Annotated in this window: 10 protein-coding genes; 1 reads left to right on the top strand and 9 read right to left on the bottom strand. The window is 36.0% G+C overall.

From position 1 onward, the window contains the following. Positions 1 to 587: 587 nt before the first annotated feature. The 9 genes from ABI367_RS06660 to ABI367_RS06620 all read right to left on the bottom strand — a co-directional run bounded on the left by ABI367_RS06660 (position 588) and on the right by ABI367_RS06620 (position 11,777). Positions 588 to 1,361 carry a WecB/TagA/CpsF family glycosyltransferase gene (locus ABI367_RS06660; protein WP_462230307.1) on the bottom strand — a complete coding sequence of 258 codons (774 nt, stop codon included), beginning with the start codon at positions 1,359 to 1,361 and terminating at the stop codon, positions 588 to 590. A gap of 209 nt (positions 1,362 to 1,570) precedes the next feature. Then, positions 1,571 to 2,305 carry a carbohydrate deacetylase gene (locus ABI367_RS06655; protein WP_462230305.1) on the bottom strand — a complete coding sequence of 245 codons (735 nt, stop codon included), beginning with the start codon at positions 2,303 to 2,305 and terminating at the stop codon, positions 1,571 to 1,573. An 88-nt stretch (positions 2,306 to 2,393) separates the two neighbouring features. Then, positions 2,394 to 4,010 (bottom strand): right-handed parallel beta-helix repeat-containing protein, encoded by a 1,617-nt coding sequence (locus ABI367_RS06650; RefSeq protein ID WP_462230303.1) that lies wholly within the window; start codon positions 4,008 to 4,010, stop codon positions 2,394 to 2,396. Between the two features lie 119 nt (positions 4,011 to 4,129). Continuing rightward, the gene (locus ABI367_RS06645; protein ID WP_462230301.1) at positions 4,130 to 5,317 is read right to left on the bottom strand and encodes a glycosyltransferase family 4 protein; all 1,188 of its coding nucleotides are present in this window, start codon (positions 5,315 to 5,317) and stop codon (positions 4,130 to 4,132) included. Next, the gene (locus tag ABI367_RS06640) at positions 5,318 to 6,187 is read right to left on the bottom strand and encodes a glycosyltransferase family 2 protein (RefSeq protein WP_462230299.1); all 870 of its coding nucleotides are present in this window, start codon (positions 6,185 to 6,187) and stop codon (positions 5,318 to 5,320) included. Between the two features lie 7 nt (positions 6,188 to 6,194). Next, entirely contained in the window at positions 6,195 to 7,418 is a 1,224-nt protein-coding gene (locus tag ABI367_RS06635) for a glycosyltransferase family 4 protein (RefSeq protein WP_462230297.1), read from the bottom strand. Positions 7,419 to 7,424: 6 nt separating this feature from the next. Then, complete coding sequence (locus ABI367_RS06630; protein WP_462230295.1) at positions 7,425 to 8,651, bottom strand: hypothetical protein; 1,227 nt, start codon at positions 8,649 to 8,651, stop codon at positions 7,425 to 7,427. 83 nt (positions 8,652 to 8,734) lie between these two features. Continuing rightward, positions 8,735 to 11,008 carry a GumC family protein gene (locus ABI367_RS06625; RefSeq protein ID WP_462230293.1) on the bottom strand — a complete coding sequence of 758 codons (2,274 nt, stop codon included), beginning with the start codon at positions 11,006 to 11,008 and terminating at the stop codon, positions 8,735 to 8,737. A gap of 4 nt (positions 11,009 to 11,012) precedes the next feature. Then, entirely contained in the window at positions 11,013 to 11,777 is a 765-nt protein-coding gene (locus tag ABI367_RS06620) for a polysaccharide biosynthesis/export family protein (RefSeq protein WP_462230291.1), read from the bottom strand. A gap of 619 nt (positions 11,778 to 12,396) precedes the next feature. Between ABI367_RS06620 and ABI367_RS06615 the strand changes: the two genes are divergently transcribed. Next, positions 12,397 to 13,371 carry an RraA family protein gene (locus tag ABI367_RS06615; protein ID WP_462230289.1) on the top strand — a complete coding sequence of 325 codons (975 nt, stop codon included), beginning with the start codon at positions 12,397 to 12,399 and terminating at the stop codon, positions 13,369 to 13,371. The last annotated feature ends 38 nt before the right edge of the window (positions 13,372 to 13,409 follow it).

Below are 13,409 nucleotides of genomic sequence, written 5' to 3'. Positions count from 1 at the left end.
TAGCAAACCCTATTCAACAGAACAAAATTGAAATAAAGAACTTGTCGAAATAATTGTTGGCGTCAGTTTTATTGGTTATTTGCTTCCAAGTTAATTATTTTCGATTAAGATTCAAGAGGTTTTTTTGGTTGAACATGTAAATGGATGCATGGTAATCTCAATTCATCTAAAAAGTGGTTATTGCAACAGTTATAGAAAATTTTTGATGGACAAAGCGATGATACATGATGCTGCAATTGATTAATTAGCAAGTATGGGATAAGTCATAAATGATTAAAGCAGGAGCATTGTAATTATATAATTTCTTAGTACTTTTGATAAGCATTGACAGCAAATAAAAAGCCGATAAGTGCGCATAGTTCCTTAGAAGTTTCAGAAAATGAAAACTAATTCACACCCTCGTCTACATAGTGTAATCAAAGCATTTGATAATCAATAATTTAGAGCGAGGCGGTTTCATCCCGCCATCCCGACAAAACAGGTATTAATACCAAAAGCCTTTAGCCTTATATCTAAAGGCTTTTTTGTTAAAAAAAGCCTTTTCACCTATAGCGAAATGGCTTTATAGTTTAAATTAACCAGGGAGATTATTTTAAAAGAAGTTGTAAAGCAGGTATTTTAATAGGATTGTTTATAGTTTGCTTTTCTGTTGCCAGACCGGTAAACATTTTTAATTTAAATATATCACGAATAAATGCCGGGCCATAATATAAATACCGTTTAGCCATGCGTTTTGGGTTTTGAGCAAGGCGTACCAACCATTCTAAACCCAGGTCAATCCAAAAATCGTCAGGACGGTTAATGGTACCTGCAAAAAAATCAAATACGGCACCTATTGAGCAAATAATATGTGCATCTAAATGATCCTTAAACTGGGTGGCCCATTTTTCTTGTTTAGGGGCCGTCATGCCAATAAACAATACATCGGGGTTAAATTTGTTTATAGCTTCAATAAATGATTTATTTTCGGCATCCGTAAATGTTGGTTTAAATGGCGGCGATAAGGTTTCTACTTTAATATTAGGATGCTCACGGGCCAGGCGCTTTTTAATTAAGTTTAAAGTGTTTTCAGACGATCCGAAATAAAATGCGCGCCCGCCTGTTTTTTCTAATTTTTCTAACAAGTGGCTATGTATATCGGCCCCGGCAATTTTTTTTACATCCTCATTGCTTAAAACTTTCATTGCCGCGGTAACGCCTACGCCATCAGGAAGCAATACATCCGAAGCCAAAAGAGCAGCTTTAAAAGCACTGTCATTCTCGGCAACCATGTATGAATATTGATTTATGGTATTAATTACGGTTTTTTTATCAAAACGTAATTCATCCAAATTACCCTTGTAAATAGAGTAATCGATCATTTTTGCGGTTAAAGATTTTTTTGCTTTTAAGGTAGCGGCAAACATTTTTATAAACTTTTGTTTATAACAAGCAAAATTCAATCCTAAAAATTGAAATATACATTTATAGCTAAAATTTGAATTATATATACTTATTATAAATAATCCCAGTATTTAATTTGTAGAAAAAATACCGCAATTGGGGATTAAATTGTGTTTGTTAAATACAATTAAGCTTTTAAGTTATATTGAGGTTTTTGTGCAAAAGCCACCCATTGCATAAAGCCTTCTACATCAACATTGTCAATCAACCGGCCATTCTCATCAAAGTCAGGATGCACCATTAATTCTGTACCTTGCTTTACATCATTAGGGAATTTTTTTAAAAATTCCGTTAAATTTTCAAAGCTGTTTAGATAATTACAGTTATTTGTTTTGATTTTTTTGTTGATGTAATATCTGTAAAGGTATTTAATAAAATTTTGCTCGTGCGATACTTGGGCCAACCGCAATTTAATGTTGTATTTTTTTGCTGCCTCTATAAACAAATTATAAAAGCATGGCAATATGTGTAAATGGTAATGAGAGTCAAGATGAGTTACTTCAATCCCTACAGCTAATGCACGGTCAATTTGCGCGTATAATTCTATCAAAAAATCATTGCTGACAGTATTGCTTAAAAAGTTAGAATATTTTTGTGTTTTATTTATATCCCAATCGCCATTCTTGTCTAAAAATTCCGCATGGTCAAAACCTGTAAGCGGTTTGCCGGTAACAAAATTAATATGAACACCAATATTTTTAATTATTTTGTTTTGGTGAATCAGCTTAACTGTTTCATCAAAAAAAGGGGTGTTGGTTATAATTGAGGCACTATTAATGTAGCCTTGTTGGTAACAAAATAAAACCGCTTTATTTATAGATTCGCTTGAACCTAAGTCGTCAGCATTTACAATTAAACTCAAATTCGTCGACATAAATTATTTTATAAAGCTATTTAAAAACTCTAATTAAACAACCCGCGATTTGTAAAAAATGTAATGGATTACACACCTATTTGGTAATCACGTTATCAGTATTTGACAAAAGATTAAATTTGCTGAAATCAGCCGTTACGCCTGAGAACCTATTTTTTGTAAAGTTTAAATTGAGTGTGTTGCCTGTTGTATTACCAATTGCTTTTACGGTTGAAATAGATGACTGAATAATATTAGCGGTAATAGTTGTATTGTTAGTAGCTAAAAAGAAACCATAATCTGTACCTGTACCACTTTTAGCAGCAGTAGTATACACAATGGTGTTTCCGTTGTAGGTTATTGTGTGTTTTACATTAGCTGTTGGCGCTAACCTTGTGTAGGTCTGAAAGGCATAACGGGTTTGCGATGTTGGCAATGTAAATGATAACGAATTGTTAGTAAAATCTGCCGTAATAATAGGGGCGTCGCTGTCAATACTAACTCCAACAGTTTTGGGGTTAGTAAATTTATTTGACTGTAAAAGGGTATTTATATTGTTATTGCCATAATAGCTAACACCAACAGCACAGTTATTTATTTGATTATTGGTTATAGTTACTTTACCGCTTTCAATGGAGTTATCAATATTTTTTGTGCTGGTATAATTTGTAATAATACCAGTAGCAAGTCCGCGGGTATCATTAATAATATTACTATCAACTAAATGAGCCGTGCCTCCGGCAAGCTCAATATAATACAAGGTAGCATCAGTAATTACATTATTTAATATTTGCGGGTTTTGTCCTACGGCCGATATGCCCATACCATCAGTGCCCTGTGTAGGATCCTGACCTGTATGTGATACCGTATTGTTTTTTATTACTGTGCCCGATGTGTTTCCCCAATCTTCTATACCTATATAACCCGGGTTTTCAATAGTGTTGTTATTAATAGTATTATTCATGCAATACGTGTCCGTATTGCCGTGCGCGTCCAAAGCAACGCTATGTGCATTTTTTATGTAATTACCTTCAACCAATGCCGACCCTGCGCCCGCCTCGGCGTACTCAATACCAACGGTATAAAGGTTATTACCTTTTATAATTGAATTTGCTGTACCTGCGCCGGTAAACCAGGCTGCCTCTAACCCGGTTTTGGTATAGCCGAAATTAAAATTAAATGTATTATACAATATGTTGGTGCCTTTGCTGCTGCTTACATAAATACAGGCATTTGCCCAGTTAGAGAGCGAAAAACTTTGCGATGACTTTTTAAATGTGATGTTATATAACAGGCAATTATCAGCATTATCAAAATAAAAGTAGCGCCCGTTAGTTAACAACGTGCCGCTAATTTGGGTGCCCGTAGTAATTGTTGCCCCTGCACGCCCATAAATTTTAACATTTGCACGCATGTTTAGTGTTTTGTTAATTACATAGGTGCCTGCCGGAAGTAATATATCGGTTTGTGAATTGATTAACTTTTGCAAAGCATCAGTATCATCATTAACACCATTGCCCATAACGCCAAGACTTTTAGCATTAACCGCATTGGCGGGTGCCACGGTATCAATTTGGGTAACTATTGCTGGTGTGCTGGTGTTAATTTTTGTTAAACTACCTGATGTTGAACTGGTATCATCAGCATTATTAGATTTATTGCATGAAGCAAATGCCAGTAAACCCCAGCAAATGAGCGAAAAAAGTTTGATCATCAATTTAGCTTAAACGTAATTATCCTTCTAAAATAAAAATTATTAATATAATTAGCTCTTAAAATATAACTTTATATAAATGAGGCATTAAGGCAATTAAAATATAACGGAAGAAATTACTACAGTTTATCCCAGCCGCTGGTATTGTAGTTGCCGTTCCATAATTTTATTATGCCCTGCGCCATAAAGCCGGTTTTTTTAAATGGCCTGCCCTGAAGGGTTTTAAGGGCGGCCAGCAATTGTTTGCCCATGTTGTCGTAACTCATCGTATCTATAATTTTTAATGAATTATTTGACATGGATTTTTTTGCAGCAGGAGTAAGCTTTATAAATTTTATGATATTATTAGCTATATCTTCAATGTCGTTAGGATCAAAGCTATAGCCATTAACTCCTTCGTGTAATAAAGCGTGGCCGGCATTTATCTTATTGCTTAACAATAGGGGTAAACCCGCAGCCATAGCCTCGTTTACTACCAGCCCCCAGCTTTCCGAAAAACTTGCCAGTATAAAGGCATCCGCGTTATATAAATATCGTGGCAAGTCGTTATTGTTTATAGAGCCTAATAATGAAACGGTTTTTAAATTCAATGATGCCATCTGCTCTGTTAGCGATTTAAAAAGGGGGCCATCGCCAATAATGTTTAAATGGTAATGGCTGCCACGGTCTTCAACAATTTTCCAGGCCCTTAACAAGCCTTCCATGTTTTTTATGGGTACAAGGCGGGCAATACATATCATGTTTTTATGATCAACTGTTTTATTGCCGGTAAACTTAAACTGATCATTATCAATACAATTAAAGCCATGAAAAAAAACAGTTTCCTTGCTGTTTATATATGGGTATTCGGCATCATAATCAGCCGATGGCAACCATAAGGCATCTGATTGTTTTATAAGGGTATCTTTAACAAATTGTACCAGTTTGTTTCGCTTTATATCTGATGGCTTGCCATCATCAAACATTATAAACTTCTTTTTATGTTGTTTGGCCCAACGTAAGCCTATTGCACCCGAAAAAAACACAATGGAGCCGCCTATTATAACATCGGGGTTAATCTCATTTAACTTGTCAAATATTTTTTGGGCGATGGTTTGTTTTGAAAGCTCTGAAAAGTTATGGTCAGGAAAAAGGCATGACCACCAATCTTCTTTGTTATCATACGGGTCAAAAGCGTAAGGTGAGCCTTTGCCAAATATCTCTACCGCATAAAAACTGATATCATTATCGGCAAGATATTTATGCAGAAAGGTTATACGTCTTTTCCAGTATACCCGCAGGTCGTTATTTAAAATTAAAACCTTCACTTAAAAGTTTTTCTTATACCGGTCAAATATTACGGGCAGCAATGTTTTACACCAAAGTTTAAATACAATTATCGGGTACATTAACGGAAAATGTTTCCGGATATAAAACAGATACTCTTTATAAGCTAACCCTTTGGGGCTGTACAAATACTTTATTCTCTCTTTTAACGAATGCTCGCTTGATAGCCAGGGTAAACCATGATCATTTTCGCAATACCCATAAAAACCGGGCGCTACATATACTTTAATACCGGCCTCAACGGCACGCATAGTATAATCATAATCGGCCCCGCCATGGGTAAACTGAGCCGATAACACGCCTATTTTATCAACCGTTCCTTTATCAACCAGCATAATATTGGCGTTACCCAACTCACATTCTTTTAATTCGGTTTTATCAGGTGTTACTAATTTACTATCACCTGTTGTACGGCTTGTTAGTTTGCGCCCGCCATAGGTAATCTCATCCTCTGTAAAGCCACGCACGGTTCCAATAATAACAGCAGGCGATTGCGGCCGTTTATTATAGGCCGCAATTAAATTTACAATTGCATCATCAAACAGCTCCACATCATCATTAAGCAGCAAAAATAAATCATAACTGGCCGCGGCCTTGGCATGATCCCACAAAGTGCGCATACTGCCCGCCCAGAATAGGCTACCCGTGCCATAAACAACAGTTACTGTCGAGAAATTTTTCCGAACATAATCTGCGGTACCGTCTGTTGATTTATCGTCAAGTAAATAAACATCAAGCAAATAATTATCGGGTACTTGCTGCGATAATAAACTTGATAAAAATGCACTTGTTTTTTTTAGCCTGTTAAATGAACTTGCCAAAGCGGCAATTTTTAATTTATCTGTCGCCATTTAATAACTAATTATAATAGAATTTATTTACAATATAATCAATTTTAACATCCCAGGTGTTTTGCTTAGCAAACTCATAAGCGTTTTGGCTCATAGTCTGTTTCAGATGTTTTGAAGTGGTTAAAAGCGTAATGGCTTCAACTATTTCTTCGAGCGTTTTTGCCGGATCAGCAACCGATACCAGTAAACTTGTTTTATCGGTTAAAAAGTTTTTTGCCCCATTCATATTTAAGGTAATAATAGGATCACCATAAGCCAATGCTTCCAAATACTGCGCCGGGCACGAGTCGCGTAAGCTGCAATAAATAAACACATCTGCATCGTTATATTCTTTTTTAACAGCGTCGTATGGCAGTGCCCCGCAAATGGTTACTATATCTTCAACCTTATGTAATACAACCAGATTACGCAACTGTGCCATAAAAGGTCCGTCGCCTACAATTTTTAAATGTAGTTGCTCTTTTATATGTTGCGGCAGCATGGCAAAGGCCTCAATTATCAATGCTATACCTTTAAATGCCCACATACCACCAACCCATAAAAACTGGTTAAGCTTATTGTTTTTTTGCGGTAATGCCGGTGGTATAAAATCAACCGGCAGGGCCGAGTCCATAAATAAATGAACATTTTTAGCACCGTTGGCTTTGGCGTAATCAACCGTTTCGGTGTTTGTAGCCAGCACAACATACGCGTTTGATAGGGTGGGTCTTGTTAAAGGATTTACCCACGAGAATACTCTGCCAACATTTGTACGTAACCATTCGCGTTTCCATTCGTTAAAAAAGTACTTTTTAAATTGAGGGGGCGCGTTATGCCCGCCGCCAACTGGGCCATAAATAAATTTGGTATCTTTTAGTTTATACAGCATAGAGCCCATTTTAACGCTTCCCCAGGTAACATGCTGTACCACATCAAAGTGTATTTGCTGATGAAGCTTTTTAGCTACCGGATATATTTTGCGCTGCCACAATAAATAGGCAGTATACATGGTGGCTACATTCCAGTAAAAAGCTTTTTTCCAGAAAGGGGTGTGGTCAACGTAGTAAAAATGCAGGTTGGTTATATTTTTTTCAAGCAATGTTTTTTCAATAGCTACTTTACCCAAACTTGTGGTAATTACATGCACATTAAAACCTTTTTTTGAAAGATAGTATGCCCAGTTCCAGCCGTTGCCCGCTTCCGATCCTTTATTAGGCTCACATACAAATACTGATAATAAAACATTCATCATATCATGTTAAGCAAATTTCAGATCTTCAAGGTCCACATTTTCTTCATATATTGGTGCATCAACGTAATCGTTAATAAACAGAAACAATAGCGAAACTGGTAATATCAGTATCGGTTCGCCAAAACTCAAAAAAAGTATCACTATAATACAATAAAAAACAAGCTCTGTTCTTAAACGATAAGTGTAGAAAAATTTAGCATACAAATAAAGATTGTATACCAAACCAACAGCTCCAAATTTAGCACAAAAGTCAATTATCCCATTTGATATATTGATATTCTTTAATATCTGTATGGTATCCTGATATGGGTTTGATACCCCCCAAAGTAATTGAATTCCAAAAAGGTCATAAATATAAACGGCGCTCGAAAAACGGTTTAATGGCAATTCGCCGCCATTTTCTAAATAAAAATCACTTAAAAATTGTATATTTTCTATATCATTCATGTCATGTACATAAATGTGTTCTATCTTTTGTACCAAAAAAGGGAGTTTAACTGATAAAAGAAGCATAGCCGGCCCGGCAACAAATACCAGCGTAGTCATTTTACCGCCGTTCCCCCTGTAATAAAGTAAAATATTAATCAGGAACGCCAGGTAAGTGGTGGTGGATAAAGTAGTAATAACAGCAGCAGTTATCCACTTGCATTTATTATCAAAAACAAAGTTATTTTGCACTATGTTTACCATAAACGCCAGGTTTAAAAAGCAACCGTAAGCACCCGGTTCCCAAACAAAACCACAATTTCTGATAGCGTGGCCCTCAACATAGGTAAAAACCAGAAAATTTGTATACCCCTCAATGTCTGACGCCAAATGCAGTTTTTTTCCGAACGCCAACATTTGGGGTCCGGCAACCAACTGTAAAAAATAAAAAGGTATAGATATAGCTGCTCCCCAGGCAATTACTTTTACAATATAAATCATTGCCCTATCTTTTAACAACGCGCAATATAAAAAGCACACAAACAAATACTTAACCAAAAAAACAACGTCGGTAAGTAAATATCTAAGGGGCAGGTGGTTTAAAAAAAGGTAGCGGAAAACCATAAGCGTAAGGTAAACCGCTGCAAAATTTGTTACTATTTTAAGGTCATAATAGGTAAACCGTTTAAATTTGAAACCAACAGCAAGGTAACCGGCTATAATGACCACCCAGGCCATATTTGAATTGTATAAAAATGACCCCTTGGATGATAGCAGTAAGAAAATAATTGTTAATGCATTATCCATATTAATATAATCCGGACCTATTTGTTAGCTAATGATACTTGCGTTGTTAATATATGTATTACCCCGAAGCGAAAAATATGCTATTATTTTTTTTGCACTTTATTAAAAATTACAGCCATTTTAGGCATGTGTTTTTCGGTGAATACTTTTTTAATAAAAGGTAAATGAGATTTTGATGTAAAGTCATAACAAATAACATATAACGTAACATCACATAAACTGCTTAAAACATTAGCATCATTAACCACTTCCATGGGTGATGCTTTGATCAAAATATGATCGTAGCGTAATTTTAGCCAGGCTATTAATTGTTCCATCCGCAGTTGTTCTAACAGTTCAGGATAATTGTCAACAAACGCCCCGCTTTCGATAATATCCAGATCGGGCGAAATGGTAGTAGGAATAATTATATCCTGTATTTGCGCCTGATGCCTTAAATAACCGGTAATGCCCGGATTATTGGTAAATACATCCAGTATTTGAGGGCTTACCGGGTTATACAGGTCCATTTCAACAATAATGGTTTTCTTTTCGGCGCTTGCCAATGCCAGTGCCAGGTTAGTGGTTATAAATGATTTACCTTCGGCAGCAATAGTCGAGGTTATAAGCGTTACATGCCCCTTTGCTTTTTCTGCATGTAAATGATATAATTCATTCCGTAAGCTTCTAAACTGCTCAATAATTGTAATTATCCTTTTATTTTTAGGCACCAAAAAAACCAGAGGGATTTTGGTCTTAACCCTGCTTATTTCGGCTATTATCGGGATACCTATTTGTTCAATATCAATAGTTGAGGTTATACGGTTGCGTATCACAAAAATAATAATTGCAAATATGCCCGGTAGCATAAGCCCCATAACAAGTGCCAGGCCATAGGCTATCATTCGCGAAACACCTTTTAAAGGTGTGGAATAAGCCGTGTCAATAATTGTAGCACTTGATAGTGTAGAAGCATATCTCAATGATAATTCTTCCTTTTTTTGCAGCAGGTAATTATATAAAACCTCTTTGGCTGTTTGTTGTCTTTTAAGGTCATTAAGTTGCCTTTCTTCGCCGGGCAGTTGTTGTATCTGCGCAGTATACCGTTGCCCAAACTCCTGAAGGCTTTTCCTGGTAGCCGAAATGGTTGATTTTATATTTTTTATATTTTCTTTAATTGATGCCTTAGCACTTTCAATTTTACGGTTTAACGGCTCAAAAATTGGATTTTTTTCGGGTGTTGTTGCCAAAAGGGCGGCCCGCTCTTGTAACAGATCAGCGTATTTTTGAACCAGTGATACCAGCCCCGGATCTTGTATATTAAATGTCGAAGGATTGCGGTATAATTGGTTAGATGAGTTAACGTAGTTTTCTAATTCATTAATAACATTTAACTGAACATTTACATCGTTAAGTTTGGCGTTGTTTGTTTGTTGGTCTTGCCGATATTGTTGTGCCTGGGCACTAATATCTGTTATCTTTCTTTTGCTTCTAAAATCTTCAAAACCATTTTCAGCATCATTTAATTCGTTCCCTAACGAGTCGAGCCGTTTGTTAATAAATACTAAAGACTTTTTTGTATTACTATTTTTTTGTTCGTTTTTGGCAATGTTATAAAAGTGTATAAGCGTGTTCAGATAGTCTTGCCCGCGTTTATATAAATTATCAGAAATAGTTAATTCAACCGTTGATGCTTGTTTGTATTTTTGGGTAGCCTCCAATACGCCCAATAAATTATTGGTAGCTGTATTAGGGTCCATAACATCAACCGTTATTGTGGCGCCAATAAACTTAGGTAAGTTAATGGTAGGTGTAATTTTAAACTGGCCTATATCGCTTCCAATGCTATCTGTAAACAAAAAATCCTGTTGCTTATCTTTAAATTTAATGTTGTAATGAAGGTTATCTTTAATGGTAACTTCAAAACGTTGCGGTTCAATATCATTAACAAGATGTAAGGATTCGAACTTTATAGGCGACTGGTCATACAGTTCATCAGTAACCTGAGTTGATTTAATGCGGTAAGCGGCATTTAAGCCCAAACTGTCAATAGCCTTACGTGTTAAATTACGCGATACTAAAAGCTCCAGCTCATCCTCAACATTAACAGGTATAATGGTTGTAATGTTAATATCCTGGTTTTTTGTATCGTTGCTTTTATTATCTTCGTTACCCTCCAGCACAACCGTGGCCTTAACCTGATAACTGGTTTTAACACGTTTTAAAAAAACAAATGCAATAACAAAACAAAGCAATACGCTGACTATGGTATAGGGCCAATAGCTTAAATACTTGATAATAATGGCCCTTATGTTAATTACCTCGTCCTTTTTAGAAACCTTACGGGGTTGGGGGCCTCTGTTAATTTCTGTACTCATGTAATTACTTGCGGGTTGCCAAAACTGCAGAAACGAGTAAGCCTAAAACTGATAATGCAGACAGTACCAATGTGGCATCACGGTAACCCTTGGTATCAACCTGGTCATATTTCTTTCGGTCTGGCTCAACAACTAACACATCATTATTTTGCAGGTAATAATAAGGCAGGGCAAAAAGTTTTTTTGACGTTAGGTTAACCGGATAATAATGGCGGGTTCCATTTTCTTCGCGTATAAGTAATAAATTTTCTCGCTTGGCAGTTATATTTAAATCGCCGGCCAACGCTAAAGCCTGTAATATATTGATACGGTCGTTTTGTACTATGTATTCATTAGGGCGTAATACATCGCCTATAACAGATATTTTAAAATTAATTATTCTCACTTCTATATCACCGCCTTTAACCCACTCGGCCAAACTTACCAGTAATTTTGCCTTAAGCTCTTCGGTAGTAAGCTCAGCTGCTTTTACAGTACCTATCAGGGGCAATTTTATTTCGCCGTCCGAGTTTACACGGTATCCAAATAGTGGGCTGGTAGGTGGGGGTTCGTTAATATTAAAAGCGGCCATACCTTCTTTATTGCCTGATATGGTAATGCCTAACAAATCGCCGGGTTGAATTTTAATAGGTGCGTAGTTGTTAATTACCGTATTTGATATTTTAGAATGGTCCAGATCCTGAAAGTAGGGTATCTTGTTATAGTTACTACAAGACGCCAGGAAAAAAAAGAAACAAATAAACAGTAATTTTTGTACGCAGATCTTCATTTTTTGTATCTCGAAATCTAACAGGTTACTAAAATAAAAAATATAAAAGCAATTCTATTTTTAAGATATTAACACTATCACCCACAGGCTATGGTGTGATCAGTTTTTTATGGTCTGTTTTTTATGGTCAAGTGTTATAATATATGTTTATATATATATTAAAAATCGTTTATATTCAATTGTTTATGCTGTTTAAAATCTCAATTACGGGTACTTGAATTGACTTTTTTAAAATTAAAAAACACTGGTTTTTAAGTATACTTAAAATGTTAAAAACGTATATTTTATCTTGATATAAAGATACTTTCGAAGCTTATCCATAGTCTGCAAAAATGACCCCAATTATTAGTGGCAATAAGTGAGAAATATTGTCGCTTAATTTTTACTACAATATATTTTATAACATCACAATAAAATGCGTTATAAAATCCAATAAAAAAGGAACTAATAGCCTGTAAACAAAATAATTATCATCATGCGTATTTTAATTTGCTTTGTAATAATTTGGATAGGTTTATTTTTTTATTTTTTTTATGAGTAGAAATATCCAAATATTGCATACTCAAGATGTGTTTGTTACATTTAATGCTTTAAACCAATTTTAAGACCAAAACAATTTATGAAATCAATTTACTCCGCTGGCTTATTAATGCTTGCTTTTTTAGGCATGATGCCACTGTTAAGCAGGGCCCAGCAGCAAATGTCAAAAGATGAGCTGATCTACTTAACCCCTGAATGGAAAGGCGAGCGTTTTCCGGATGGAAGACCAAAAGTACCGGACGATATCATAACACGTATGAAAGACGTAAGCATTGAAGAGGCATGGGCTACTATCGGTGGGTCCAACTTTAACTACCAGATAGCTGAAGACTGGCCGATTCAAATTAATCCGGATAGTGTGTTGTGTGGCCGTGCCTTTACAACCCAGTTTATGCCGTATCGTCCTGATATGTGGAAACAAATAAATGATCGTGGTCAAAAACTTGGCCTTAAAGGTCAAAACGTTTGGGGCGTTGATCAGCTTCAAAAAGGTGATGTTTATGTGGCTGACCAGTTTGGCTTACACAAAAACGGACCAACTATTGGCGACCGAGTAGCAACAACTATTTATGCAAAAACAGGTAACGGTATTGTATACGATGGTGCTATAAGGGATTTGGAAGGCTTAAAAGAGATAGGCAGATTTACTTCGTTTGTAAGCAGTTATACACCATCGTTTCATAACCCGCGTGGTGATATGAATACCATGATCATGGGTGTTGAAACACCTATACGCATACGTCAGGTAACGGTTATGCCGGGTGATGTTGTGTTAGGCAAAGAAGGTATGGTTATTTTTATACCTCCGCATTTGGCAGAAAAAGTTGTTAAAGCTTCAGAAAAAACACGTCTTGAAGATATGTTTGCGCACATCCGTGTTATGGAAGGGAAATATAACGCCGGACAGATGGATGCAGGTTGGCCTGCCGATATCAGGGCAGATTACCTTGCATGGTTAAAAGCTAGCTATGATAATAAAAAAATGAAATTACCGGTTGCAAGGACTCAGGTTGCGGAGATATTAGCAGCCAGCGCCGTAAACAACGTGCATTAATTTAAACCAAATAACTTTAATATTTATACTTTAAATAT

This window comes from Mucilaginibacter sp., from assembly GCF_039935595.1.
Classification (GTDB): domain Bacteria; phylum Bacteroidota; class Bacteroidia; order Sphingobacteriales; family Sphingobacteriaceae; genus Mucilaginibacter.
This window is presented reverse-complemented; position numbering and strand designations above follow the sequence as displayed.

Bases quoted from the DNA above. Each gene is read 5' to 3' on its own strand.
- ABI367_RS06660 (WP_462230307.1), bottom strand. From the start codon at position 1,361: ATGATCGATTACTCTATTTACAAGGGTAATTTGGATGAATTACGTTTT.
- ABI367_RS06650 (WP_462230303.1), bottom strand. From the start codon at position 4,010: ATGATCAAACTTTTTTCGCTCATTTGCTGGGGTTTACTGGCATTTGCT.
- ABI367_RS06640 (WP_462230299.1), bottom strand. From the start codon at position 6,187: ATGGCGACAGATAAATTAAAAATTGCCGCTTTGGCAAGTTCATTTAAC.
- ABI367_RS06635 (WP_462230297.1), bottom strand. From the start codon at position 7,418: ATGATGAATGTTTTATTATCAGTATTTGTATGTGAGCCTAATAAAGGA.
- ABI367_RS06630 (WP_462230295.1), bottom strand. From the start codon at position 8,651: ATGGATAATGCATTAACAATTATTTTCTTACTGCTATCATCCAAGGGG.
- ABI367_RS06625 (WP_462230293.1), bottom strand. From the start codon at position 11,008: ATGAGTACAGAAATTAACAGAGGCCCCCAACCCCGTAAGGTTTCTAAA.
- ABI367_RS06620 (WP_462230291.1), bottom strand. From the start codon at position 11,777: ATGAAGATCTGCGTACAAAAATTACTGTTTATTTGTTTCTTTTTTTTC.
- ABI367_RS06615 (WP_462230289.1), top strand. From the start codon at position 12,397: ATGAAATCAATTTACTCCGCTGGCTTATTAATGCTTGCTTTTTTAGGC.